Source organism: Thermanaeromonas sp. C210 (genome assembly GCF_013167955.1).
GTDB lineage: Bacteria > Bacillota > DSM-521 > Neomoorellales > Neomoorellaceae > UBA12545.
Map to the genome: position 1 here is coordinate 35950 of NZ_BLWF01000001.1, position 23747 is coordinate 59696.

27 protein-coding genes are annotated in these 23747 nt (G+C 61.4%); 24 read left to right on the forward strand and 3 right to left on the reverse strand.

Annotation, left to right across the window (positions count from 1 at the left end; translation table 11 throughout):
• Nucleotides 1-14: 14 nt before the first annotated feature.
• The 8 genes from TAMC210_RS00205 (at nt 15) to rsmI (ending at nt 7366) form a co-directional block, all read left to right on the forward strand.
• Nucleotides 15-1283 carry a (Fe-S)-binding protein gene (locus TAMC210_RS00205; RefSeq protein WP_173296811.1) on the forward strand — a complete coding sequence of 423 codons (1269 nt, stop codon included), beginning with the start codon at nt 15-17 and terminating at the stop codon, nt 1281-1283.
• A gap of 62 nt (nt 1284-1345) precedes the next feature.
• Nucleotides 1346-2122 carry a polysaccharide deacetylase family protein gene (locus TAMC210_RS00210; protein ID WP_173296812.1) on the forward strand — a complete coding sequence of 259 codons (777 nt, stop codon included), beginning with the start codon at nt 1346-1348 and terminating at the stop codon, nt 2120-2122.
• 167 nt (nt 2123-2289) lie between these two features.
• The gene (locus tag TAMC210_RS00215) at nt 2290-3729 is read left to right on the forward strand and encodes an aminotransferase class I/II-fold pyridoxal phosphate-dependent enzyme (RefSeq protein ID WP_173296813.1); all 1440 of its coding nucleotides are present in this window, start codon (nt 2290-2292) and stop codon (nt 3727-3729) included.
• Nucleotides 3726-4352 (forward strand): dTMP kinase, encoded by a 627-nt coding sequence (tmk, locus tag TAMC210_RS00220; protein ID WP_173296814.1) that lies wholly within the window; start codon nt 3726-3728, stop codon nt 4350-4352. The genes TAMC210_RS00215 and tmk overlap by 4 nt, the downstream gene beginning before the upstream one ends.
• A 112-nt stretch (nt 4353-4464) precedes the next feature.
• Entirely contained in the window at nt 4465-5301 is an 837-nt protein-coding gene (locus tag TAMC210_RS00225; protein ID WP_173296815.1) for a hypothetical protein, read from the forward strand.
• A 116-nt stretch (nt 5302-5417) separates the two neighbouring features.
• Entirely contained in the window at nt 5418-6218 is an 801-nt protein-coding gene (locus TAMC210_RS00230; protein WP_173296816.1) for a PSP1 domain-containing protein, read from the forward strand.
• Nucleotides 6211-6528, forward strand: coding sequence for an initiation control protein YabA (locus tag TAMC210_RS00235; RefSeq protein WP_173296817.1), 318 nt, complete (start codon nt 6211-6213; stop codon nt 6526-6528). Before TAMC210_RS00230 ends, TAMC210_RS00235 begins: the two co-directional genes overlap by 8 nt.
• A 4-nt stretch (nt 6529-6532) precedes the next feature.
• Complete coding sequence (gene rsmI / locus TAMC210_RS00240; RefSeq protein WP_173296818.1) at nt 6533-7366, forward strand: 16S rRNA (cytidine(1402)-2'-O)-methyltransferase; 834 nt, start codon at nt 6533-6535, stop codon at nt 7364-7366.
• On the opposite strand, the gene TAMC210_RS13775 is transcribed toward rsmI, so the two are convergent.
• Nucleotides 7363-7614 carry an AbrB/MazE/SpoVT family DNA-binding domain-containing protein gene (locus TAMC210_RS13775; protein ID WP_173296819.1) on the reverse strand — a complete coding sequence of 84 codons (252 nt, stop codon included), beginning with the start codon at nt 7612-7614 and terminating at the stop codon, nt 7363-7365. The two genes, rsmI and TAMC210_RS13775, sit on opposite strands and share 4 nt — an antisense overlap.
• A gap of 184 nt (nt 7615-7798) precedes the next feature.
• Between TAMC210_RS13775 and metG the strand changes: the two genes are divergently transcribed.
• The 6 genes from metG to TAMC210_RS00275 all read left to right on the forward strand — a co-directional run bounded on the left by metG (nt 7799) and on the right by TAMC210_RS00275 (nt 14420).
• A complete protein-coding gene (gene metG, locus TAMC210_RS00250) occupies nt 7799-9751 on the forward strand; it encodes a methionine--tRNA ligase (RefSeq protein ID WP_173296820.1) in 1953 nt (650 codons plus the stop codon).
• A 15-nt stretch (nt 9752-9766) separates the two neighbouring features.
• Nucleotides 9767-10543 (forward strand): TatD family hydrolase, encoded by a 777-nt coding sequence (locus tag TAMC210_RS00255; protein WP_173296821.1) that lies wholly within the window; start codon nt 9767-9769, stop codon nt 10541-10543.
• A gap of 377 nt (nt 10544-10920) precedes the next feature.
• Nucleotides 10921-11877: a 3D domain-containing protein gene (locus TAMC210_RS00260; protein WP_173296822.1), complete on the forward strand. Its 957-nt coding sequence runs from the start codon at nt 10921-10923 to the stop codon at nt 11875-11877.
• A gap of 105 nt (nt 11878-11982) precedes the next feature.
• Nucleotides 11983-12987: a ubiquitin-like domain-containing protein gene (locus TAMC210_RS00265; protein ID WP_173296823.1), complete on the forward strand. Its 1005-nt coding sequence runs from the start codon at nt 11983-11985 to the stop codon at nt 12985-12987.
• Nucleotides 12988-13053: 66 nt separating this feature from the next.
• A complete protein-coding gene (rsmA, locus tag TAMC210_RS00270) occupies nt 13054-13938 on the forward strand; it encodes a 16S rRNA (adenine(1518)-N(6)/adenine(1519)-N(6))-dimethyltransferase RsmA (protein WP_173296824.1) in 885 nt (294 codons plus the stop codon).
• Between the two features lie 5 nt (nt 13939-13943).
• A complete protein-coding gene (locus tag TAMC210_RS00275; protein WP_173296825.1) occupies nt 13944-14420 on the forward strand; it encodes a ribonuclease H-like YkuK family protein in 477 nt (158 codons plus the stop codon).
• Nucleotides 14421-14591: 171 nt separating this feature from the next.
• On the opposite strand, the gene TAMC210_RS00280 is transcribed toward TAMC210_RS00275, so the two are convergent.
• Nucleotides 14592-15509: a cell wall hydrolase gene (locus TAMC210_RS00280; RefSeq protein ID WP_254388439.1), complete on the reverse strand. Its 918-nt coding sequence runs from the start codon at nt 15507-15509 to the stop codon at nt 14592-14594.
• Between the two features lie 70 nt (nt 15510-15579).
• Here TAMC210_RS00280 and yabG point away from each other — a divergent pair, with 70 nt between their 5' ends.
• The 9 genes from yabG to TAMC210_RS00325 all read left to right on the forward strand — a co-directional run bounded on the left by yabG (nt 15580) and on the right by TAMC210_RS00325 (nt 22298).
• Nucleotides 15580-16530, forward strand: coding sequence for a sporulation peptidase YabG (gene yabG / locus TAMC210_RS00285; protein WP_173296826.1), 951 nt, complete (start codon nt 15580-15582; stop codon nt 16528-16530).
• A 186-nt stretch (nt 16531-16716) separates the two neighbouring features.
• Nucleotides 16717-16992 (forward strand): Veg family protein, encoded by a 276-nt coding sequence (locus tag TAMC210_RS00290; RefSeq protein ID WP_173296827.1) that lies wholly within the window; start codon nt 16717-16719, stop codon nt 16990-16992.
• A 147-nt stretch (nt 16993-17139) separates the two neighbouring features.
• Nucleotides 17140-17436: a hypothetical protein gene (locus TAMC210_RS00295; protein WP_173296828.1), complete on the forward strand. Its 297-nt coding sequence runs from the start codon at nt 17140-17142 to the stop codon at nt 17434-17436.
• 196 nt (nt 17437-17632) lie between these two features.
• On the forward strand, nt 17633-18364 hold the full coding sequence (locus tag TAMC210_RS00300; protein ID WP_173296829.1) for an N-acetylmuramoyl-L-alanine amidase: 732 nt from the start codon (nt 17633-17635) through the stop codon (nt 18362-18364).
• Nucleotides 18365-18405: 41 nt separating this feature from the next.
• Complete coding sequence (locus tag TAMC210_RS00305) at nt 18406-18741, forward strand: winged helix-turn-helix domain-containing protein (protein WP_173296830.1); 336 nt, start codon at nt 18406-18408, stop codon at nt 18739-18741.
• Nucleotides 18742-18813: 72 nt separating this feature from the next.
• Nucleotides 18814-19716 carry a substrate-binding domain-containing protein gene (locus tag TAMC210_RS00310; protein ID WP_173296831.1) on the forward strand — a complete coding sequence of 301 codons (903 nt, stop codon included), beginning with the start codon at nt 18814-18816 and terminating at the stop codon, nt 19714-19716.
• Nucleotides 19717-19721: 5 nt separating this feature from the next.
• Complete coding sequence (locus TAMC210_RS00315; RefSeq protein ID WP_173296832.1) at nt 19722-20426, forward strand: ABC transporter permease; 705 nt, start codon at nt 19722-19724, stop codon at nt 20424-20426.
• Nucleotides 20416-21180 (forward strand): ABC transporter ATP-binding protein, encoded by a 765-nt coding sequence (locus tag TAMC210_RS00320; RefSeq protein ID WP_173296833.1) that lies wholly within the window; start codon nt 20416-20418, stop codon nt 21178-21180. Before TAMC210_RS00315 ends, TAMC210_RS00320 begins: the two co-directional genes overlap by 11 nt.
• A gap of 431 nt (nt 21181-21611) precedes the next feature.
• Nucleotides 21612-22298, forward strand: a complete 687-nt coding sequence (locus TAMC210_RS00325; RefSeq protein WP_173297494.1) for a response regulator — start codon at nt 21612-21614, stop codon at nt 22296-22298.
• A gap of 250 nt (nt 22299-22548) precedes the next feature.
• Here TAMC210_RS00325 and TAMC210_RS00330 read toward each other — a convergent pair whose 3' ends face one another.
• On the reverse strand, nt 22549-22824 hold the full coding sequence (locus TAMC210_RS00330) for a late competence development ComFB family protein (protein ID WP_173296834.1): 276 nt from the start codon (nt 22822-22824) through the stop codon (nt 22549-22551).
• An 87-nt stretch (nt 22825-22911) separates the two neighbouring features.
• Here TAMC210_RS00330 and TAMC210_RS00335 point away from each other — a divergent pair, with 87 nt between their 5' ends.
• Entirely contained in the window at nt 22912-23703 is a 792-nt protein-coding gene (locus TAMC210_RS00335) for a cyanophycinase (RefSeq protein ID WP_173296835.1), read from the forward strand.
• The last annotated feature ends 44 nt before the right edge of the window (nt 23704-23747 follow it).

Here is a 23747-nt window from a genome sequence, read left to right on the forward strand (position 1 = left end):
AAGGAGAGGCGAGGATGGTTAGAGCTCTGCGCGACATGAGGGAAGAAGTGGTGCGCTGCAACAAGTGCGGGTTTTGCCAGGAGGTTTGCCCCACTTATAAGGCTACTGGGGAAGAATTCTCCGTGGCCCGCGGCCGTAACCGCCTAATCCGCCTGTCCCTGGAAGGCACCTTTGATCTTACCCGTAGCCCCGAGATTAACCACCACATCTATTCCTGCCTCCTCTGCGGGGCCTGCGTCAATGCCTGCCCCTCTTCCGTCCTTACGGATACCCTCGTAAAAGCGGCCCGGGCGGAAATCACCAGGGCCAAGGGGCAGCCCTTCCCCCTGCGCCTGGCCTTAAGGGGCGTCCTGGCCGACCAGCGCCGTTTAAGCCTGGGGGCCAAGGCCCTCCGCTTCTACCAGCGGAGCGGCGCCCGCTGGCTGGCCCGCCAGATAGGTTTCCTCAAGTTGCTGGGCGCCCTGGGCAAGGCCGAGGGGCTCCTGCCGGACGTGCCCGCCTATACCCTGCGGCAGCGCCTGCCCCAGCTCCTCAAGCCGCCGGCTCGTCCCCGGCACACGGTGGCCTACTTCATCGGGTGCGTAATCAACAATTTTTTCCCCGCTATAGGCGAGGCTACCCTCCGGGTGCTGCAGCACAACGGTTGCGAAGTGGTAGTACCCCCCACCGGTTGCTGCGGGATACCCCACGAGGCTTACGGTGACACGGAGACTCTTTTACGCCTGGCCAGGCAGAACTTGGAGGTATTCAGGCGATATCAGGTGGAAGCCATCCTAACCGACTGCGCTTCCTGTGCCCACGGGCTCCAAAATTACGCCGAGCTGTTGGGAGAAGATCCCCACTACGGTCCCCTGGCCCGGGAGATGGCCGCTAAAGTAAGGGATGCCTTGGCGTACCTGACGGAAATAGGCATAAGAAAGGAAATGGGCAGCCTGGATATTACGGTTACCTATCACGATCCCTGCCACGCAATACGCGGGCTCAAGATCAAGCAGCAGCCTCGGGAAATCCTAAGGAGCATTCCGGGCGTCCGCTTCGTAGAAATGAACGAAGCCGACTGGTGCTGCGGCGGGGCGGGCTCCTACAACGTTACCCATTATGACCTGTCCCGCCGGATACTGGAGCGCAAAATGAACAATTTCCGCAGTACCGGTGCCCAGTACCTGGCCACCGCCTGCCCGGCCTGCCTCCTCCAACTGGCCCACGGCCTAAGGGTCCAGGGCCTGCCGGGCAAAGCCGTTCACGTTATCCAGCTGCTGGACCAGGCCTACCAGAAAGCTTAAAACCTTAAACAAAGACATATCCCATCCCCCGGCCGAATAGGATTATCCAGGAGGTGCGGGGGATGTTTATTCTTTTGCGGCGAAGGGCCTTCCGGCAGGTACTTGCCGGTCTTTTGCTCTTTTTTGCGGGCATGTTGGCCGGAGGGTATCTGGCCGACCGGCCGCCCCTGGCCGTATTGGTGGGCCGGGCCAGGAGGTTGCTGCCCATCTACAGCGTGGCGACTACGGAGAAAAAAGTGGCCCTTTCCTTTGATGCCACCTGGGGAGCCGAGTACACGCCCAGGATCCTGGAAATCCTGCGGCAGCACAACGTAAAGACCACCTTTTTCCTCACCAACATCTGGCTTAACAAATACCCCGACGTAGCCAAGAAAATTGCCGCCGAGGGCCATGAAATCGGCCTCCACTCGGCCACCCATCCCCACTTTACTTCCCTATCGGAAGAGGAGATGGAGCAGGAGCTCCGGGAAAACCACCGCATGGTAGAGGAAATTACCGGCTACAAACCGGAGCTCTTCCGGCCGCCCTTTGGCGACTACAACGACACTGTCATCCGCGTGGTCCAGCGCCTCGGGTATAAGGCCATCCAGTGGGATGTGGACTCCCTGGACTGGCAGGAACACTTGTCGGCCGACGACATTTACCGGCGGGTAGTGGAGGGCATTAAACCCGGCTCCATCGTTCTTTTCCATAACAACGGGAGGTACACGGCGGACGTCCTGGGCCCCCTCCTGGAGAAGCTCAAAGCCGACGGTTATCAGGTGGTGCCGGTGTCCCAAATGTTAATTAAGGGCGACTACTACGTGGACCATGCCGGCGTGCAGCGGCCGGCACAATAAGCGCAGCATCCCGGCCAAGGCCGGTCCTGCGGGGCTCACAGAGCGAGCGGAGCTAAATCGCTCCCGGGCGAAAAGTGGGGACACGCTAAGGGAAAATTGCCTTGGAGGCCCTATTTTATCGTGCTATAATAAGCACCAAAGGACCAAAGAGACGGGAGTTTAACAAAGTGGGACTTAAAGGTCGCCGCCGGGCGCCCCTGTGGGAGGCCATGAAAGCATATCTGGAGCAAGGATTGGCTTCCTGGCACACGCCGGGACACGGGGGCGGCCGGGCAACCTGGCGGGACTTTTACCGCCGCCTGGGGCCGGAGGTCTTCCAGATGGATTTGACCGAGGTTCCCGGCCTGGACAACCTCCAGGAGCCCCGGGGCGTCATCAGGGAAGCTCAGGAGCGGGCGGCAGCCTTCTTCGGGGCGGGCTCCACCTTTTTCCTGGTCAACGGTGCGAGCGCCGGGATCGCGGCCGTCTTCCTGGCCACCTGCCGTCCGGGGGACGTGGTCCTCATGCCCCGGTATGCCCACCGCTCCGCCTTTGCCGGCCTGATTTTAAGCGGTGCGCGGCCTGTCTACCTGGAAACCGCCTGGCTCCCCGGCCTGGGCATGGTTTTAGGGGTCGAGGCGGCGGCGGTAAAGAAAGCCCTGGAGGATAATCCCCGGGCCAAACTCCTTTTGCTGGTACACCCCACTTACGAGGGATTGGTGCCGCCAACCTGGAGCCTGGTGGAGCTGGCCCACGGGCGGGGGGTAAGGGTGCTGGTGGATGCCGCCCACGGAGCCCACTTCGGCCTTGACCCCCGGCTGCCCCCTTCGCCCCTGGCCTTGGGGGCCGACTATGTGGTCCACGGCACCCACAAGACCCTGGGGGCCTTTACCCAGGCGGCCATGCTCCACCTGCGGCCGGGGATGGAGGGCCGCGAAGTTGAGCAGGCCCTCGGCCTTCTGCAGACCACCAGCCCTTCCTACCTGCTCCTGGCTTCCCTGGATGCGGCGCGCTTCTGGGCGGAAGCGAGGGGAAGGAGAGATTGGGCCTGGGCCGTGGATAGGGCCCTGGAGTTGCGCCAAGGATTGAAGAACCTCGGCCTCCCGTGTCTGGAACTGGAGGATGTGCCGTCCGCGGCCGTGGCCGGCCTGGATGTCACCAGGCTGGTCGTTGCCGCGGCGCCCCTGGGCATGACGGGACCGGAGTTGGACCGGGCCCTCCGGGAGCGGGGCCAGGAGATGGAGTTGGCGGCCGATAAATATATCGTCGGGATCCTTACGCCGGCCCAGGGGCAGGCCGCCGTAAAGGGGCTCATCCGCGCCCTGGAACAGATCAAGAAGGATGCCCGCCGGGCGTCCGGCCGCCCGGCCGGGGCCACGCCCGCGGTGCCGAAGGCAGGGCCCTGGCCCCTACCGCCGGTGGCCCTAACGCCCCGAGAGGCCTTTCAGGCCGCCCACCGCAGCCTGCCCCTTGAGGAGGCGGTGGGGCGGGTGGCGGCCGAGCTGGTAGCACCCTGCCCGCCGGGGGTGGCTCTGGTGGTGCCGGGGGAAGTGCTGACGCCGGAAACCATCGAAAGGCTGGCCCTCCTGAGGGGGCCGAGAACCGAGATACGGGTAGTGGACGCATGAAGGGCATTTTCATCACCTTTGAAGGGCCGGACGGCTCCGGGAAGACCACCCAGATGGGGCTCCTGGCCAGGCATCTTGGGCTTAGAGGCCTGAGGGTACTGTGTACGAGGGAGCCGGGGGGTACCCCCATGGCCGAAGCCATACGCCAGCTTTTGTTATCGTCGTGGCCGGAGCAAGTGCTGGGAATTACCGAGGTCTTTCTGTACGCCGCCAGCCGGGCCCAGCATGTCCGGGGCAAGATACTGCCGGCCCTGGAGGCCGGACGGGTAGTGCTTTCTGACCGCTTTGTGGATTCCTCCCTGGCTTACCAGGGGTTCGGACGGGGACTGGACCCCGAACTCGTGCGCCAGGTCAACGACCTGGCTACCGGAGGATTAACCCCCCACCTCACCCTCCTTCTGGACCTGCCGCCGGAAGAGGGTTTGCGGCGGAGCAGGGGCGAGGGAAGGCATGGCGACCCGGACCGCTTTGAACAGGAAGACCTGGACTTTCACCGGCGGGTGAGGGAGGGCTACCTGGAACTCGCCCGCCGGGAGCCCGGACGCTTCAAAATTATTGATGCTACGGGCCCTCAGGATGAGGTGTTCCGGCAGGTCTGGGAGGCGGTGGAGCCCCTCCTCTGAGGGCCCTTAAAGGGTCGGGAAAACCGGCCGGACTCGGGGACGGCAGGGGGCGGCCAGCAGGCCTCCTCGGGCCTTCCGAGGGTTAAAAGCGTTTTTTAGGAGCTGAAGCCCGGTGACAGTGCAGGAACGGCTGGAGCGGGCCCTGGCAGCCGGACGCCTGAGCCATGCCTACCTTCTGGTGGGCGGCGAGGCAGAAGAAAAATTAAGAACGGTGCGGCAGATTGCGGCGGCTTTAAACTGCGCCCACCGGGAGGGGGGGAGGGCCTGCGGCCGCTGTCTTTCCTGCCGCCAGCTGGAGGCCGGCTGTCACCCCGACTACCACTTTATAGAACCCCGCGGTGCCAGTATTAAAATCGACCAGGTGCGGAAACTAGAAGGAGAGCTCCGCCTCAAGGCCTTCCAGGGAGGAGCCCAGGTGGTGGTGTTCCACCCGGCGGAAAGCCTCACCCTGGAAGCGGCCAACTGTCTGCTCAAAATCCTGGAGGAGCCGCCGGGGGGCGTTTATTTCTTCCTCCTGGCCGCCCAACCAGCCCTCCTCCTCCCCACCATTGTGTCCCGCTGCCAGGTTTTATCTTGCGGCGGGGAACAGAGGGGGGAGGCCGGGGTCCGAACCCTGTGGGAGGAAGTGCTGGCCTCCGATCTGGGCCGGCTGATGACGTCCGTCCTCCCGCGGCTGGAAAAGGAAGAAGACGTGCTGTCCGCGGTGGATGGACTCATGGTGGCCTGCCGGGAGCAGCTGGTGTGGCAGCTCACCGGGGAAGAGGGGCTGCTCCTGGAGGCAGGCCGGATTCCCGCCCACCTGGTGGGGATTTCCCTGCCCCCGGCCGCCCTCTGGAGGTGCTACCGCCACCTCCGGCGGACCCGTACCTTTTTGGAACAGAACGCCAACCGCCACCTGGCCCTGGAGGTGCTCCTCCTCAACCTCCACCGCGAGGTGCATTCTCTGTAGGGCCGCCGAAAGGTTTCCCAAAGACCCGGTTCTTGCCGGGTGCGTGGCCGGAAAAGGGCCGGGGCGATACCGCCCCCGGGGGGTTATCTTAGGGTGAGAAAGAAGGGAAAGCAAGATTGTCCACGGTTGTGGGAGTACGCTTCAAGAAGGCGGGGAAAATCTATTACTTTGATCCCAACAACTTGGAGCTTAAAATAGGGGACAAGGTTATTGTGGAAACAGCCCGGGGACTGGAATACGGCGAAGTAGTGGTCGGTCCCCGGGAAGTGCCGGAGGAAACGGTGGTCCAACCCTTAAAACCGGTAATCCGGAAGGCCACCCCGGCCGACGAGGCCCAGGTGGACTTCAACCGCCGGCGGGAGAAAGAGGCCTTTGCCATCTGCCAGCAGAAAATCGCCGAGCACGGTCTGCCCATGAAATTAATCGATGTGGAATTTACCTTCGACGTGAGCAAGATCATCTTCTACTTCACAGCCGAAGGGAGGGTGGATTTTCGCGAGCTGGTGCGGGATCTGGCTTCCGTCTTTCGCACCCGCATCGAGTTGCGCCAGATAGGGGTGAGGGACGAGGCCAAAATGCTGGGGGGCCTCGGCTGCTGCGGGAGGGAGATCTGCTGCGCCTCCTTTTTGGGGGAATTCGAGCCGGTTTCCATCCGCATGGCCAAAGACCAGTGTCTCTCCCTAAACCCCGCCAAGATCTCCGGAGTGTGCGGGCGCCTCATGTGCTGCCTGCGCTTCGAAAACAATATTTATGAAGAGGCCAAGCCCCTCTTCCCCGAAGTGGGCGACCGGGTGAGGACGCCCGCAGGGGAGGGCAAAGTAACGGGCCTCAACATCTTGAGGGGCAAGGTGGCCGTGGAACTGCCCGAACGGGGGGTTATGGAATTCCGGCGGGAGGAAGTGGAGAACCTTGAATGAAGAACGGGAAATCCGGGTGGCGGAAGACCAGGGGGGCGAAAGCCTGGTCGCGGCCCTGGCGGCCTTGGAGCTCAAAGTGATGGAGGTCCAGCGGGAGATAAGGCGGCTCCGGAACTACGCCCGGGGCCTGGAAGAAGAAAACCAGCGCCTGCGGACCATGATGGCCGAAACCGTCTTCGGCGGGCAAGGGCAAGAAAGGCTGCGCCTTTTCTACGACCAGGGATATCACGTTTGCCCGGCCCAGTTCGGCCGGGTGCGGGGGAGCCAGGGCTGCCTTTTTTGTCTCAGCTTTCTGGAAAAGAGGGGTTGAAAAGGTGGCGGGCTGTCTTTTCCTGGTGGGAACTCCCCTGGGGAATCTCGAGGACGTCACCCTGAGGGCCCTCAGGATTCTAAAGGAAGTGGACCTGATAGCCGCTGAGGATACCCGCCATACCCGGAAGCTGCTGAACCATTACGGCATCGCCACTCCCCTGACCAGCTATCATCAGCACAACCAAGGGCCCAAGGGCGAGGCCCTTCTGCGCCTCCTCCGGGAGGGTAAGAAAATAGCCCTGGTGACGGATGCCGGTATGCCGGGTATCGCCGATCCCGGGGAAGAACTGGTCCGGCAGGCTGCGGAGGCCGGAGTGGAGATAGCCGTTGTCCCCGGGCCCAGTGCCGTCATTGCGGCCCTGGCCGTATCTGGCCTTTCTACCCGGCGTTTCCTTTTCGAAGGCTTCCTACCACGGAGAAGAGGGGAAAGGAGAGAGAGGCTGGAGGAGCTGGCCCACGAAGAAAGAACCCTGGTCTTCTTCGAGGCGCCCCACCGGTTGGTGGAGACCCTGGAGGATATGGTCGAGGTTCTCGGACGGCAACGCAAAGTGGCCGTGGGGAGGGAACTGACCAAGAAATTTGAAACGGTCCTGCGCAGCAGCCTGGAGGGTGCCCTGGAGCATTTTCAACAAGAGCCGCCCAGGGGCGAGCTAACCCTGGTGGTGGAAGGCGCGCCGCCCCACCGGCCGGTCTTCGTACCCCGGGAAGCGGCCCTCCTGGTGGAGGCTCTGGAAAAAGCAGGGCGACCGCGCAGGCAAGCCCTGGCCGAAGTAGCCAGGTTCTACGGTCGCCCTCGCCGGGAGATTTACCAAGCCTCTCTGGCCGACGAGCCCTAAACGGCAATAGAACTCATAGCCATGGCGCAGTCGCGGCACACGTTCTTGCCCCGGAAATTGGTCACATTTTCCGCATTGCCGCAGAAAACGCAGGCGGGCTCATACTTCTTCAGGATGATCTTTTCCTGATCCACATAGATTTCCAGGGCATCCTTTTCTTCAATACCCAGGGTGCGCCGCAACTCAATGGGAATAACAATGCGGCCGAGCTCGTCCACTTTGCGGACAACGCCGGTGGATTTTAACAAGACTTTCCTCCCCCTTTTCTACACGTTTCGACAGGCTAGCTATATGGTACCACCTTTTCCAGTTCTAGTAAAATCTAAGAATCCGGGAAAAACGGTTATTTTGCCCCTTTTTAGGCAAAACTTGACATATTGCTTGCTTTTTTAATATAATACTCCTGAATTTGCAGAAAGGGGACGGCCTTTAATGGGGGATAAGGTTTTTTATGTAACTACCCCGATCTACTATCCCAGCGACAAACTCCATATTGGCCATGCCCTTACCACCACCATGGCCGATACCCTGGCCCGCTACAAGCGGATGCGGGGTTATGATGTTTTTTTCCTGACCGGTTCAGACGAACACGGCCAGAAGATCCAGCGCAAGGCCCGGGAGGTCGGCCTCGAGCCCCTGGAATACGTGGACCGCATTGTGGCCACCTTCCGCGAGCTGTGGCGGCGGCTGGATATTTCCTATAACGACTTTATCCGCACCACCGAAGAGCGCCACAAGAAGGTGGTGCAGGATCTCTTCCGGCGGATTTACGAAAAAGGGGATATATATAAAGCGGAGTACGAGGGCTGGTACTGCACACCCTGCGAAACCTTCTGGACGGAGCGCCAGCTCCAGGACGGGAAGTGCCCTGACTGTGGCCGGCCGGTGGAGCTTCTGCGGGAGGAGAGCTATTTCTTCCGCATGAGCAAATATGCCGACCGGCTTCTAAAGTACATCGAAGAGCATCCCGAGTTTATCCAGCCGCCCTCGCGGCGCAACGAAATGATTAATTTCATTAAGGGCGGCCTGGAGGACCTGTGCGTGTCCCGCACCACCTTCGACTGGGGCATACCCGTGCCCATAGACCCCAAACATGTGATCTATGTGTGGTTCGACGCCCTGACCAACTACATCTCGGCCCTGGGCTTCGGCACCGAAAACGACGAGCTCTTCCACAAGTACTGGCCGGCGGCTGTGCACCTGGTGGGCAAGGACATTGTGCGCTTTCATACCGTCATCTGGCCGACCATCCTCATGGCCGCAGGCATTGAGCTCCCGCGGCAGGTTTTCGGCCACGGCTGGCTGCTGGTGGACGGGGGTAAGATGTCCAAATCCAAGGGCAACGTAGTGGATCCCATGGTCCTCATAGACCGCTACGGTTCCGACGCCATCCGCTACTTCCTGCTGCGGGAAATGCCTTACGGCGCCGACGGGTATTATTCCGAGGAAGCCCTGGTGAACCGTTTAAACAGCGACCTGGCCAACGACTACGGCAACCTCCTGAGCCGGACCGTGTCCATGATAGAGAAGTTCTGCGGCGGCCTGATCCCTGCCCCGGCCGGGGAGGAGCCCCTAGACCGGGAGCTTAAAGAGCTGGCCGCCCGCCTCCCGGATGAGGTAGATGAAGCCCTGGAGCGCTTTGAGTTCGCTCGGGCCCTAACCGCCATCTGGCAGCTCATCAACCGGGCCAACAAGTATATCGAAGAAACGGCTCCCTGGGCCCTGGCCCGGGACCCGGAGAAGAGGCCCCGGCTGCAGACCGTCCTCTATAACCTCGCCGAGGCCCTCCGCCAGGCGACGGTCATGTGTTCTCCCTTCATGCCGGGGCTACCGGCCCGGGTGTGGGAACAGCTGGGAATGCAGGATGCCTTCCACGCCCAGACCTGGGACAGCTTGAAGGAATGGGGAGGGGTGCCGGCCGGCAGCCGGGTGAAGCGGGGTGCACCCCTCTTCCCTAGGGTAGAATGGAAGGCAGAGGAGGAAGGGGAGATAGCGGTGAGGAAGGAAGAGCGGATCCCGGGGCCGGGTCAGGAAGCTCCGCCGGACGGGGCAACCGCCGAACCCGAGATTAGCCTGGAAGAATTTTCCCGACTGAGGCTGAGGGTGGCCCAGGTGGTAAAGGCCGAAAGGGTACCCCAGACCGATAAACTCCTCAAGCTGGAGGTAGACCTGGGGGGAGAGACGAGGACGGTGGTGGCGGGCATCGCCCGTTACTATCAGCCCCAGGACCTCATAGGCAAGAAGGTAGTGCTGGTGGCCAACTTAAAGCCGGCCAAATTGCGCGGGATCTGGTCGCAGGGCATGGTGCTGGCGGCGGTGGAGGGAGAAAATCTAAGCCTTATCACCCCGGAGCGGGATATTCCTCCCGGAGCCCAGGTGCGCTAATAAGGGGGACCGGGGATGAGCTCCCAGATCATCGATTCCCATGCCCATTTGAACGATCCCGCCTTCAGCCGCGACCTCCCGGAGGTCATCGCCCGGTTGCAGGACGCCGGGGTGGCGGCGGTCATTAACGTAGGCTATGACGTCCGGTCTTCCCGGGAAGCGGTCGCCCAGGCCCACAGCTGGCCCTTCCTTAGGGCGGCGGTGGCCGTCCATCCCCACGATGCCGCGACCTTTGATGAGGAGAGCGCCCGCATCATACGGGGCCTGGCCCTGGACCGCCGGGTAGTGGCCATCGGCGAGACGGGGCTGGACTATTACCGCAACCTGTCACCCCGGCGGCAGCAGGAAGAGGTATTCCGGTGGCACCTGCGGCTGGCCAAGCAGCTAAACCTCCCGGTTATCATCCACGACCGCGACGCCCACCAGGATGTGCTGCGCATCTTACGGGAAGAGGGCCGGGATCTGCCGGGGGCGGTTATGCACTGCTTTTCGGGGAGCTGGGAAATGGCCCGGCAGTGCCTGGACATGGGCTTCTACATCTCCCTGGCCGGGCCCATCACCTTTAAGAACGCCGTGAAGGTGCGGGAGATCGCTGCCCGAGTGCCCCTGGACCGGCTCCTGATCGAAACCGATGCCCCTTACTTAACCCCCGAGCCCCACCGGGGCCAGCGGAACGAGCCGGCCAACGTGCGCCTGGTGGCCGAAGGGGTGGCGGCGGCCAGGGGGGTGCCGGTGGCGGAGATTGTAGAGGCTACCTTCAACAATGCCCGACAACTGTTCCGCCTGAGTTGAATCCGCGCCTTCGTCCGGGGCCCGGGCCCACCGTAAAGGGGGGCCGGGCCCCTCCATTTTTGCACCGGCCACGCCCCGCTATGGTTGGCCGCTCCGGTCTAAGGGGGACGGTATTATGCCGGGGCGCTTCCATGGAGCAGCTGCGAAGGGGGAGCTGTTTACCGGCTGGCGGGGGATGCCGCAGGAAGTACCTGGAGGTCGGCGCGGGTTTCCGGCAAAATGGGGCCATCCCTACCGCCCTTCCGGGGGCGGCGAGGATGGCCCGAACGCCTTTCAGCTCCCGAAGCCCTGGGGACGGGTTTAAAGTGAGAATAATATGGCAACAATTATCGCCAGGAGTAAAATCGTGTCCTCAAGGCAAAAGGGAGTGAAAGCAATTGGTACCGGATCTTCGATACCGGGCCTTAAGGGCCAGCTTCTTGCTGGTCCTGACCCTCTGGTCCCTGGTGTCGATAGGATGGGCAGAGCGAGAAATACAGATACATGTTGACGGGCGGGTCATGGAGATGGCCACCCGCAGTTGGACGGTGGCTGGCGCCCTGGAGGAAGCCGGAATACGCCTCGGGCCGGAGGACCTGGTTATCCCCGAGCCTTCCAGCCCCGTCACTCCGGGTTTAGTGGTCAGGGTTGAGCGGGCGGTACCGGTGCGCGTTCAGGTCGACGGCCGGGAACAGCAGGTATGGGTAGCGGTACCCACCGTGGCCCAGGTGCTGGCCGCGGCGGGAATTACCCTGGGTCCCCTGGACCGGGTGGAGGCCGACCTCGCCGGCACGGAAGGAGAGGCCTCCTTGCGGGTTTTCCGGGTCCGGCAGGAAATCGAAGTAGAGCGGGAGGCCATTCCCTACAAAGTGGAGCGCCAGGCCGATTTCCGGCTGGAGCGCGGCGAGCAAAAAGTGGTGCGCGAAGGGCGGGAAGGGATACGCTGCTATAAGTACCGGGTGACCAAAGAAGACGGCCGGGTGGTAAAGCGGGAATTGCTGGACACCTGGGTGGAAGCCCAGCCCCGGTCCAAAGTCATCGCCTACGGTACCCGGACTCCCGAAGCCGTGGCTGCCATGGCGGGGACGGGCAAAATCCTGGAGGTAGAGGCTACTGCTTACACCCATACCGGCAACCCCACGGCCACAGGCATTTACCCCTACCGGGGAATCGTAGCCGTGGATCCCAGGGTTATCCCCTTGGGGACCCGGTTGTACGTTGAGGGTTACGGGTATGCCTGGGCCCAGGATACGGGAGGGCTCATCAAGGGCCACCGCATCGACGTCTTTATGGAAACCGAAAAGGAAGCCCTCCAGTGGGGACGGCGCCGCGTGAGGGTGCATATCTTAGAGTAGGGGATGTTTTTCTTCCAGAAATTTACCAGAAGCGGCGGCAGGAAAATATTGCTCCGGTGTCGAAGTTATTATGGCCACTCTTTTTGGTAGCAAGGAGGTGGCCCCTTGGACGGGTGGATCACCACCTGGAGACAGAAAAAACAGGCGAGGTCACGCCGCCGCTTCTTTTTTTTGTTTTTGCTGGTCTTTCTTCTCCTGGTGGCCGGCACCGCCTGGGGAGTGACCAATTTCGGGTGGAGAAAAATAGCCCTTAAAGTCGATGGAGAAGAAAGGGTGCTGCGGACGTGGGCCCGGGATATCCGGCAGCTGCTGGAGGAGCAGGGGATAACCCTTTACCCGGGGGATGAGGTCGTCCCTTCCCTGCAGACCCCCTTGGCCGGGGGCATGGCCGTGGAGATCAGGCGGGCAGTAGAGATTACTATTCTGGCTGACGGGAGGGAGAAAAGGCTGCGTCTGGTGCCCACCACCGTGGAGGCGGCCCTGGCCCGGGCCGGCATTGCCTTAGGCCCCGAAGATAGGGTCGAACCCGGCCGGGAAAGGATCATCGGCCAGGGAGACACCATAAGGGTGGTGCGAGTAGCCACCAAGACCGAGACGGTGGAAGAAGAGCTGGCCTATCGGGTGGTCCGCCGGCCGGATCCGCAGCTCGAGAAGGGCATCACCCGCCTGGTCCAGCGGGGCCAGAAGGGGATACAGCGGACGGAGTACCGGGTTACCTACGAAGACGGGCGGGAAGTTAAGCGAGAGCTGGTGAGCCAGACGGTCCTCAAGGAGCCGGTGGCCGAAGTAGTGGCGGTGGGAACCCTGAGCAAGGTTTCCCGCGGCGGCCGTGTTTTTGGTTTTAGGCGCGTACTGTGGGCTACGGCCACGGCCTACACCCATACCGGCCGCCGGACGGCGACGGGGACGGTTCCCCGGGTCGGTACGGTGGCCGTGGATCCCTCCGTCATCCCCCTGGGCAGCAGGCTCTACATCGAAGGTTACGGCTACGGCCGGGCCGAAGATGTGGGTAGCAGCATAAAAGGGGACCGCATTGATGTCTTCCTGGACAGCGAAGAAGCGACGCGGCGGTGGGGAGTAAGGCGCGTTAAGGTTTATGTCCTGGAGTAAAATAGCCTTTTCCTTGGTCTTGCCGGGGCTTTTGTAGTATAATTAAGATCGACGGAGGGAAGAAGAGTGCATCCGGTCGCCAGCCCCGGCAGGCTCATATCTTTCATGCAGGGCAGGGGGCTCAGCCCCCGGAAGTCCCTAGGCCAGAATTTTCTTGTAGACGCCAATATAGCCCGCAAGATGGCGAAAGAAGCCCGGCTTCGGCCGGAGGACGTGGTGGTAGAGATAGGGCCGGGTTTGGGAGCCCTGACCCTGGAATTGGCCCGGCGGGCGAGGATGGTCGTGGCCCTGGAGATAGACCGGGGCCTGGTGAGGGCCCTGCAGGAAATATTGGTAGACCGGCCGAACGTGCGCCTCGTGGAGGGCGACGCCTTAAAGGCCGACTTCGACGGGCTGGTGGCGAAAGCCCTGGGGTTGCAGGATAGGGGGAGGTTGCCCGCTTACAAGGTGGTGGCTAACCTTCCCTATTATATTACTTCCCCCCTTTTACGCCGCTTATTAGAAAGCGGCTTTCACATCGGGTGTATGTTGCTTATGCTCCAGGCCGAGGTAGCCCGTCGCCTTGTGGCGCCTCCGGGCGGCAAGGAATACGGGGCCCTGACCGTGCTGGTCCAGTACTATGCGCGGCCTGAAATCGTCATGCAGGTTCCGCGAACGGTCTTTTTCCCCCGGCCAGAGGTGGATTCGGCGGTGGTGCGCCTTGATCTCCATGCCCGGCCGCCGGTGGAGGTAGGGGATAGGGACTTTTTCTTCCGGGTTGTCAGGGCGGCCTTTGCCCAGCGGAGGAAAACCCTGGCCAACGCCCTGCGCAGCCTGGTCGGCGCGCGGGGGCCGGTGGAGGAGGCCCTGGCGGCGGCGGGGATCAACTCCTCCCGCCGGGGAGAGACTTTGTCCCTGGAAGAGTTCGCCTACCTTAGCCGCTGCCTGCAGGCCTGTGTGGGAAGAAGGTGACAAAGGTGTATTTCATCAGTCCCAGCAAGGGTCGCCTTAGCGTGGAGGAAATGTTCCAGGACATCATGACCTTCATCGAGGCTACTCCTGAGGCCCAGTACAAGGTAATCATCGGTACGGATTCCCAGGCTAGGCTTAATACGTGTTTTGTAACGGCCATCATAATTCACCAGGTGGGCAAAGGGGCCCGGTATTACTATCGAAAGAAATACCAGCGGAAGATTACCTCCCTTAGACAAAGGATTTTTTACGAAACGGCCCTCAGCCTGGAAATCGCCAGTTTCCTGGCCCAGAAGCTGGCGGCCAACGGTCACCCGGAACTCAACGTAGAGATTCACCTGGATGTAGGGCCCAACGGCGATACTAAGGAGCTCATCCGGGAGGTCGTAGGAATGGTGGTAGGGAGCGGTTTTGCGGCCAAGATAAAGCCCTATTCCTGCGGCGCCTCCAAGGTGGCGGATAAATATACCAAGAGCAGCTAATAGAGGACGGGGGCGGCTGGCCCTGCCCCCGTCTTCTCCCGCCTCTAGAGACCCGATGGGTCCCTGGAGGGCTGCGACCAAAAAAGCCGGCTAATTACAGCCGGCTTTTTGGTCGCGGTATTGTTCTCCGACTCCCTATTAACCTCCGTTCCTCTGTGCCGCCTTCCCTTTTTAGATGGCGAAAACATGGTTGCCTATGACGGTGGTTATCTGCCGGGTCCATACCCAGGGGCTGGTGGCGGTAGCCGGGTTCCAGAAGAAGAGGGCCCCTCCGCTGGGATCGCTTCCCGCCAAGGCTTCCCTGACAGCCTGGTAGGCGGTGGTATTGGGCTGGAGCCAAAACTGGCCGTTGGTTACACACTCAAAGGCGTCCGGCTCATAGATTACCCCAGCAATGGTGTTGGGGAAGCGCCCGTCCCGCACGCGGTTGAGGACCACGGCGGCCACGGCTACCTGGCCGGCATAGGGCTCACCCCGGGCTTCGGCATATACCAGCCGGGCCAGCAGGTCCACGTCCTGGGCCGAATAGGTTATACCCCCCCGGGAGGCCGTGCTCCCCCTGGAAGCCGGTGATGGGGAGGCCTGGGTTCCGCCGGTGGGGATCCACAGGGCTTGTCCGGGATAAATATAAGAATCGGACAGGCCGTTAGCCCACATGATATCCTGGTAGGGGACGCCGTACCACTGGCCGATTAGGAAGAGGGTATCGCCAGGGCTCACTACATGTACTCTACCCTGCCCGTCGGGTATCCAGAGGACCTGGCCGGGATAAATCCACGTATCCGGCAAACCGTTTAGCAGCTGCAGCTCCCACGCCCCGATTTTATAACGCTGGCCGATCAAATAGAGGGTATCTCCCGGCTGGACGGTGTAAGTAGCTGCCTGGGCGGGGCGGGAAGAGAGAAGTAGGGCGAAAAGGAAGGCAAGCACCACACTGGCAAGAAGGCACTTTCTTTCTGTCCTAATGGCTATCCACTCCTTTGCTTTTGGATACCAACTGCCAGCTTGGATATTATTATACAGGTTGACTCCGGGCCCGTCATTGAAAAATAGTTGCCAGCGCAGGTACTTTATGTAAACCAACTGCACTATATCTTAGAACCTTCCTTTCCTTGAAGCATAAACTAATAACAGGCAGGAAAGGGAGGGAGGGGGGAGAATGCCGGACATCAAACCGGGGGATATTGTAGCTCGCAAATCCTACGGCAAGGACATTTTTTTTAAAGTAAAGGCCATCACCATCACCGACAAGGGGAAGTCCACAGCCCTTCTCCGGGGACTGGACGTCCGCTTGAGCGCCGATGCCCCCCTGGAGGACCTGGAAGTACAGCCGGCAGAGCAGGTGTTGCGCTACCGCCACCGGGATATCGAGAAATTTCGGTGCTGTTTCCAGCGGGTGCTGGCCCGGCGGGCGGCGCGGCTGGACGTCGGGCTGGCCCGGGCGGGTAGTGGGGGAGGATACGGCTACTCCCTTGCCGGAGAGGACGGAGGCGAGACAGAAGGAGGCCGAGATTTTTTTGAACTTCCCGGCAGGGTAGTGCACCTGGACGGTGATGAAGAGTATCTGGAACGCTGCCTCCACGCCTACAAGCAACTACGCCTGCCGGTGGCGGGTTTTTTCGTGGCGGAAGAGGAGCAGGCCGAAAAAGTACCCCACTTCCTGGCCCAATACACTCCTGACATCCTCGTACTCACCGGGCACGACGGTTTGATCCGGGAGAAAAAAGGCTTCACCAATTTAGACAACTACCGGCATTCTAAACATTTTGTGGCTGCCGTCCGGGCGGCCCGGAAGTTAAGGCCCAGCCACGATGACCTGGTTATTTTCGCGGGGGCCTGTCAATCCCACTACGAGGCTCTCCTGGAGGCCGGGGCCACCTTTGCCAGCTCTCCCGGCCGCATTCTGATCCATGCCTTTGATCCTATCCTGGTAGTGGAGCAGGTGGCCTACACCTCCATCCGGGAAATCGTACGCCCCGATGAAATAATTAAGGATGTCGTTACCGGGGAGGGCAGTATAGGAGGGTTAGAGATCAGGGGGAAATTTAGGCTAGGCTACCCCTCTTCTTCCTATGAAGAGTTGTCCAACTTGACAGGGAAGGAAGGATAGCACTGATAAATATAGAAAAATACCGGTGGGCTTTAAGAAAATCCTAATCAAACCGCAATAAAGCCTTAACATAAGGATGGCTACCCTTGACAGACGGGCGTGGGGTTTAGTAAAATAAACGTTTACCTTGACACCCTGTCCCCGGCATAGTATAATATAGTATGTATGCCGGGAAGGGGTGGTTTTATGGCTGGTAAGGAAGTTTTGGCTACTATCAGACAGGATTTGGAAGCCCGGGTGGGCCAGAAAATTAAACTCCGGGCCAACCGCGGGCGTAAGAAAATTATAGAGAAGGTCGGCATTCTAGAAAAGACCTATCCCAACATCTTCATCATCCGCCTCGAAGAGCAGAAAATCCCGGAACGCCGCATTTCCTTCAGCTATGCCGACGTCCTCACCGATACCGTGGAACTCATGGTGGAGGGAGAAGAAGGGGATATCAAAATAGGTGCCAAGTCCTGAGGAGCTTTGGGGAAACCCGGAGCTCCTCTCCTTTACTTTCCAGGGGCCTCCGGGGCCCTTTATTTTTATTGCCGGGCCCCGGGGAGGGCGGTCCGCCCCCGCGGGGGGAGCATAAACATGTTATAAGAAGGGTAGAGGCGAGACTCCGTGCGCAGGGAACAAGAAGTCGCAGACGTGCTGGCCCGGTGGCAACCCGTGCTCCTCGAGAAGGATAATGTGGTGGCCGTGGGCGCAGGCTACAAAACCCGTGGCGGCCGGCCCACGCCCATCCCGGCCATAGTTGTTTACGTAACGCGCAAAGTTCCACTTCGACACCTGGCGCCCCACCAGCGTATTCCGCCCCAGCTGGAAGGCATACCTACCGATGTGGTGGAAGCAGGCGAGGTGCGGGCCCTGGAGGCCGGGGCCTCCCGCCCTGGCGGCGAAAGGGTTGACCCGTCCTAGGGTTGCAGTTGCCAGGGGCCAAGGGAAAGCCGGCCTCCCTTACCCTCACCCTTACGGATGGCAAGCTGCCGGAGGCCGCCCTGCGGCGCCAAAGGGAAAGGGGAAAGGGAAGGCCTAACGACGATGGCCTCCGGCCGGCGGCCTTTATACAATGAAAGTGGCCTTCTCCATTAACCGGCGAAAAGGGGTGGGAATCATGACCAAGCGCATCGGCCTGGATCCCGGCCACGGCGGCTCCGATCCGGGAGCCGTGGGGGTGAACGGTCTCCGGGAAAAGGAAGTAACCCTGGCCGTGGCCCTGCTGGTGGCAGAACTCCTTTCCAGGGCGGGGATAGAGGTGGTACTGTCCCGCGAGAAGGACGTGGATGTGTCCCTGGCCGAGAGGGCGGCCCTCTTTAACCGGGCCGGCCTAGACCTGGTGGTCAGCCTCCACATCAACAGCTCGGAGAATCCCCGCGCCGACTACCTTAGCACTTATATCCTGGGCCCGGGCGGCCAGGCGGAAAGGGTCGCCAGAACCATCCAGGATGAGCTGGTCCGGGCTCTGGGGTGGCCGGACGGCGGGGTGCGGCAGGCTGGCTTTTACATCCTGCGGGAAACGGAAGCCCCGGCGGTGCTGGTGGAGATGGGCTTCCTCAGCAATCCCCAGGAAGCCCAGGCCTTAAAGAAGGAGGAAGTGCGCCAGACTCTTAGCCGGGCCCTGGCCCGGGGTATTGCCCTCCACTTGGGGCTCGATCCCGCAGTATTTTCACCCGGCAGCGATATTGCCGGCCACTGGGCCGAAGCCACCATCAGGCGATGTCTGGAACTGGGCCTCATGCACGGTTACCCCGACGCCACCTTCCGGCCGGATAATTTCGCCACCCGGGCGGAGCTGGCGGCCAGCCTGGTAAATCTCCTGGACAAAGTAAAGGCCAACAACCTATAATTAAGGTTGGAGAATGAACGTCCCGAGGTGATCCAGTCTCCTTGCAGGCGCGCTACAAGATATGGCTGGAGGAAGGAGAGCATATTTTCGGGGAGGGGTTATTTGCCCTTCTCCGGGAAATAGACCGGCGGGGCTCTATCAACCAGGCTGCCCAGCAGATGCACATGTCTTACCGTCAGGCATGGGGCCGGATAAAAAAGGCCGAAGAGCGGCTGGGTTTTCGCTTGCTGGTAACCCGGATCGGTGGCGAGGCCGGCGGCGGCGCCGAACTGACCCCAGAAGGGCGAAGGCTAGTGGAAAACTTTCACCGTTTCCTGGAAGAAGTAGACCGGGCCATCGGGGAAGCCTTTGCAAGAAATTTTGGTTATCCCCGGTAGGGGGTATTTATTTTTAGGGGTTCGTTATGTTATTATGAGCATAAAGGCTATCAAGTACATAGAGGGAAGGGGATGACCGTGTACTTACCTAGCTGGCTAAGAAGGTATTTAACCCCCTTGGTAGTGGGAATTTTGCTAATAGGTCTACTCGCCGGCTGCGGTCAGAAGGCCGAAGGGGAAGCCCCGCCGGTAGCTTCTGCCAAGAAACCGGTGATCCTGGCTACTACTACCAGTACCATGGACACCGGCCTGCTGGATGTACTGATCCCCTTGTTTGAAAAAGAAACGGGCTATACGGTGAAGCCCCATGGCGTAGGTACGGGCCAGGCCCTGGCCATGGGAGAGCAGGGCAATGCCGATGTGCTTCTGGTGCATGCCCCGGAAGACGAGAAAAAGCTGGTGGATAAGGGCGTAGTGATAAATCGCCAGCTGGTCATGCATAATGATTTCGTTATCGTAGGTCCGCCGGAGGATCCGGCCGGAGTCAAGGAGGCCGGGAGCTCCGCCGAAGCCTTCCGCAGAATTGCGACCCAGGAGGCCCTCTTTGTTTCCCGGGGAGATGATTCCGGAACCCATAAGAAGGAAAAGGCCATCTGGAGCCAGGCCGGGATCCAGCCTTCCGGCCGCTGGTACCAGGAGGCCGGGGCCGGCATGGGCCAGACTCTGAATATCGCTTCGGAGAAGGGGGGCTATACCCTCACCGACCGGGGGACCTATCTGGCCCTCAGGAAAAACCTGAAGCTGGACATCTTACTGGAGGGAGAGAAGTCACTCCTTAACATATACCATGTCATGCAGGTCAATCCCGACAAGTTTCCGGATTTGGAAATCAATAGCGAGGGAGCCAAGGCTTTTATAGACTTCCTTCTGGCGCCGGAAACCCAAAAGATAATCGGGGATTTCGGCAAGGATAAGTATGGCCAGCCCCTCTTCTTCCCGGATGCCGGTAAGGACGAAAACAGTCTCGGGATGTGAGCGCAGTGGGAACGGCCTGGCAGGGGCTGGTCAGGGGGGTTGAGCTCCTTGTAGGCCTGGATCCCGGAGTGCTGGAGGTGGTGTGGCTCACCCTGAGGGTCTGCGGCCAAGCCACCGTCTTAAGCGTTCTGGTAGGCGTGCCCCTGGGTGCCTTCCTGGCCTTTCGCAGATTCCTCGGCCGGGGGCTGGTGGTAAGTGTAGTAAACACTTTGATGGGGATACCGCCTACGGTGGTCGGCCTGTGGGTGAGCTTCCTCCTGTGGCGCAGCGGTCCCCTGGGACGGCTGGAATTGATCTACACCCCTACGGCCATCGTCATAGCCCAGGCGGTCATCGCCGCGCCGCTGGTCACGGGCCTGTCCATGGCGGCCTTCCAGCAATTGCCGCAGAAACTGCCGGCCCAGATCCTGGCCCTGGGGGCTTCCCCAGTACAGCTTTTCTGGACCCTCCTCAAAGAAGCCCGGCTGGGGCTGCTGGCAGCAGTGATAGCCGGGTTCGGCGGCGTAGTCTCCGAAGTGGGAGCGTCCATGATGGTGGGGGGGAACATCCTCCACCACACGCGGGTGCTGACTACGGCCATCGTTATGGAAGTGAGCCGCGGGAATTTTGCCATGGCCTGGGCTTTGAGCTTTATCCTCCTGGGTTTGAGTTTTACGGTTACGGCCGTTCTTACCTTGTTGCAGCAGGGGAGGCGCAGGTATGGGGATTAGCCTTAGGGCAGAAGGCATTAAGGTAGTCAAGGGGCGTTTGCAGGTATTGGCGGTGGATGAATTCGACATTGCCCCGGGTGAGATCTGGGGGATCATCGGCCCCAACGGCGCGGGCAAGAGCACCCTGCTCCACGTATTGTCCCTACTGGAACGGCCCGACGAGGGCACCGTCTATTTCGACGGCCGGCCGGTAAACTGGCGGCGTCAGGAGATAATGAAGCTGCGGCGGCAGCTGGCGGTGGTTTTTCAGGAGCCCCTCTTGCTCAATACTACGGTGTATCAGAACGTAGCCCTGGGCCTGCGCTTCCGGGGAGTAAAGGGGCCGGAAATGGGGCGGCGGGTACAGAAGTGGCTGGAAATCCTGGGCATAGCCCACCTGGCCCTGAGGAAGCCCTGGGAACTCTCGGGCGGTGAGGCCCGGCGGGTCAGCCTCGCCCGGGCCCTGGTGCTGGAGCCCCAGGTTCTTCTCCTGGATGAGCCCTTTGTGGCCCTGGACGCGCCAACGCGGGCGGCCCTCATGGTGGAGCTCCGCAGGCTCTTGCAGGCCAGGGGTATTACCGCCCTCTTCGTTACCCACGATTTTACTGAGCTCCCCCTGCTGGCCGACCGGGTGGCGGTCCTCCTGGAAGGCAGGATAGTACAGACCGGCCGGCCCCGGGATATTCCCTGGCCCTCCTGGGGCCCTCACCCAGGGGAGACCTGGGAAGAGAGCCCCTACCTCGTGGCCCTGGCCGGGAGCCTGGACAAGAAATGAGGGGGCAAAGTAGAATAGAGGTAGGAACGGGCTGAGTTATCTCCACTTCTTGGGGTAGAGGCCTGCCTTGGCTTGAAAGCGAGCGAACAAGCCTTCGCGGCTGCCAAACTTCACGAAGTCTAAAGCGGAGGCGGACCCGAGGCCTAAAGAGGCCTGCGGCCGGCAACTGAGCCGTGTGTCGAATTTGCCGGGCAGTCCGCCTTAAGCTCTGAGACTGAGTGATAGTTTGTTCCGCGAGGGAGGCCTTTGCGAGCGCAAGCCAAGCAGACCTAGGTTCGAAAGTGGGGATGCGCCAGAGAAGCGGGCGGTTAACGGGACCGCCGCCCTTCCGGCTGCTGGCCGAGGGGGCCTGCCGGTGGCCGGGTGAACCGGCCCGACGGGAGCGCGGTTCCTTCGCCCTGCCCGGACAGGGAAAAGGCAGGGAGAAGAAAATGACGGCCAAAATTCTGGTAGTGGACGACGAACCGGCCATCCTGGAGCTGGTAACCTACAATCTGGAGCAGGCCGGGTTTACCACCATCACCGCGGCCGACGGGGAGACGGCCCTAAAACTGGTAGAAACGGAAAAGCCCGACCTCGTCATCCTGGACGTCATGCTGCCCCGGATCGACGGCTTCGATGTTTGCCGGATCTTGCGGGCCCGTACGGCCGTTCCCATCCTCATGCTCACCGCCCGGCGGGAAGAGGTGGACCGGGTGCTGGGACTGGAGCTAGGGGCCGATGATTACCTCACCAAGCCCTTCAGCCCCCGGGAGCTGGTGGCCAGGGTGCGGGCCATCCTGCGGCGGGTGGCGGAGAGGACCAGGCAGCCCGGGGGCAGGGTGGTGGTCGGCGACCTGGTCATAAACCCCGACAGCCATGAGGTTAAGGTGAGGGGCAAGCCGGTGGATCTCACCTTGAAGGAATACCAGCTGCTGAAATTCCTCGCGGAAAACCCCGGGCGGGTCTTCACCCGGGAGGCACTGCTGGACCGGCTGTGGGAGGGCGACTACTACGGAGATACCCGCACCATCGATGTGCATATCAGACACCTGCGGGAGAAAATCGAGGAGGACCCCGGTAATCCCCGCTATATTTTGACGGTGCGGGGCGTGGGCTACAAGTTTCGCGAGGCCTAAAGGAAGGAGCCCCAGGGAAGGGCCTGTCGCCTCGCCGCGCAAAGGGTGGAAGGGAGCGCTTTTGATGCCGTCCACGGCCCCCGCCCACCTTCGGGGCTGCGGTTAAAGCCGGCTAAGGGCCTGGTGCTGGTTGCCGGCGCCCGCGGTCGTGCCTTGTAGTTCGGACTGCCCTGTGGAACGATCTACAGATGGCATACGCAGGTGCCCGGCCAAGTAAGCAGCGGGTAAGAAGCAAACCCGCACCCTCTGTCTAGTGGCGCGGGTTTGCCTTTACCTGCATTAAGGCCTCGGTGAGGGCGGCATAAATATCCGCGCGGTACTGGGCCTCCAGCATGCAAAGCTTGGTGTAGACCGCGCCCTCGTCCCTCACCACGTAGCGGGGCGGGAGCCGGTTAAGGGCCAGGGCCGCAATATCGTGGCGGCAGATTTCGCATCTGCAGGCGTCGGGGTCCTTAGCCAGCACCTCGTCCAGGAGTTCCCATACACAATTTTCCATATAGTTTTTGAGGACTATTTGTCGGGCCATGGTTTTCCCCCATTTCTACTGGAGATGATTCGCCTTCGGCGGGTACCTTTCCTGCCGGAAGGCAAAAATAGTAGGGGAGGAAACTCCATGGCCCTTTATATCATCGGCGGCAATGAGGACAAAGAGGGGAGCTGCACGGTCCTGCGCCGCTTTGTCGAAGCGGCGGGTGGCGAGGAGGCCGTCCTGGCCGTCATCCCGGCGGCCTCCGGGGACCCGGCCGGGGCCGGGGAAGAATACCGGCGGGTCTTCACCCGCCTGGGCGCCGCCAGGGTGGAGGTTGTGACCTTCACTTCCCGCCGGGAGGCGGCCGGCGCCGACCTAGTAAATATCCTGGAAAGCAGCACCGGCATCTTTCTAACCGGCGGCGACCAGCTGCGGCTTACGGCCCTCTTAGGGGGGACGGAGCTGGACCGGGCCCTCCACCGGGCCTATCGCCGGGGCGCCGTGGTCGGGGGTACCAGTGCGGGTGCCGCGGCCATGGGCACCACCATGATAGTGGAGGGGCCCGGGGAGGAGGCTCCCCGGGCCGAGGTGGTGCGCATGGCTCCGGGGCTGGGGCTCATCCGGGAAGTCATGGTGGACCAGCATTTTGCCCAGCGGGGCCGCCTGGGACGGCTGCTGGCAGCCGTAGCCCACAACCCCTACATCCTCGGCCTGGGTATAGACGAGGACACGGCGGTGCTGGTGGACGACCGGCAGCGCTTCATGGTCTATGGGTCGGGGGCCGTGACGGTGGTGGACGGCCGCGAGATTGAACACAGCAGCATCTCCGACGCCGGGACCCGCCCCGTTGCCCTGACGGGTTGCCGGCTCCACGTCCTGGCGGCCAGCTACGGTTTCGACCTGGCCCTGCGCCGTCCCCTTCTGCCGGAAGTATAATTTGGTTCCCCATGGTTAAACTAGCAATTGGCAGAAGGGGGAAT

What these genes read in the sequence shown, in the direction of transcription:
- metG (WP_173296820.1), top strand. Translation starts at nt 7,799, where the DNA reads ATGGGGGATAAGGTTTTTTATGTAACTACCCCGATCTACTATCCCAGC.
- TAMC210_RS00310 (WP_173296831.1), top strand. Translation starts at nt 18,814, where the DNA reads ATGACCGTGTACTTACCTAGCTGGCTAAGAAGGTATTTAACCCCCTTG.
- TAMC210_RS00255 (WP_173296821.1), top strand. Translation starts at nt 9,767, where the DNA reads ATGAGCTCCCAGATCATCGATTCCCATGCCCATTTGAACGATCCCGCC.
- TAMC210_RS00205 (WP_173296811.1), top strand. Translation starts at nt 15, where the DNA reads ATGGTTAGAGCTCTGCGCGACATGAGGGAAGAAGTGGTGCGCTGCAAC.
- TAMC210_RS00330 (WP_173296834.1), bottom strand. Translation starts at nt 22,824, where the DNA reads ATGGCCCGACAAATAGTCCTCAAAAACTATATGGAAAATTGTGTATGG.
- yabG (WP_173296826.1), top strand. Translation starts at nt 15,580, where the DNA reads ATGCCGGACATCAAACCGGGGGATATTGTAGCTCGCAAATCCTACGGC.
- TAMC210_RS00325 (WP_173297494.1), top strand. Translation starts at nt 21,612, where the DNA reads ATGACGGCCAAAATTCTGGTAGTGGACGACGAACCGGCCATCCTGGAG.
- TAMC210_RS00290 (WP_173296827.1), top strand. Translation starts at nt 16,717, where the DNA reads ATGGCTGGTAAGGAAGTTTTGGCTACTATCAGACAGGATTTGGAAGCC.
- TAMC210_RS00335 (WP_173296835.1), top strand. Translation starts at nt 22,912, where the DNA reads ATGGCCCTTTATATCATCGGCGGCAATGAGGACAAAGAGGGGAGCTGC.
- TAMC210_RS00300 (WP_173296829.1), top strand. Translation starts at nt 17,633, where the DNA reads ATGACCAAGCGCATCGGCCTGGATCCCGGCCACGGCGGCTCCGATCCG.
- TAMC210_RS00210 (WP_173296812.1), top strand. Translation starts at nt 1,346, where the DNA reads ATGTTTATTCTTTTGCGGCGAAGGGCCTTCCGGCAGGTACTTGCCGGT.
- tmk (WP_173296814.1), top strand. Translation starts at nt 3,726, where the DNA reads ATGAAGGGCATTTTCATCACCTTTGAAGGGCCGGACGGCTCCGGGAAG.
- TAMC210_RS00320 (WP_173296833.1), top strand. Translation starts at nt 20,416, where the DNA reads ATGGGGATTAGCCTTAGGGCAGAAGGCATTAAGGTAGTCAAGGGGCGT.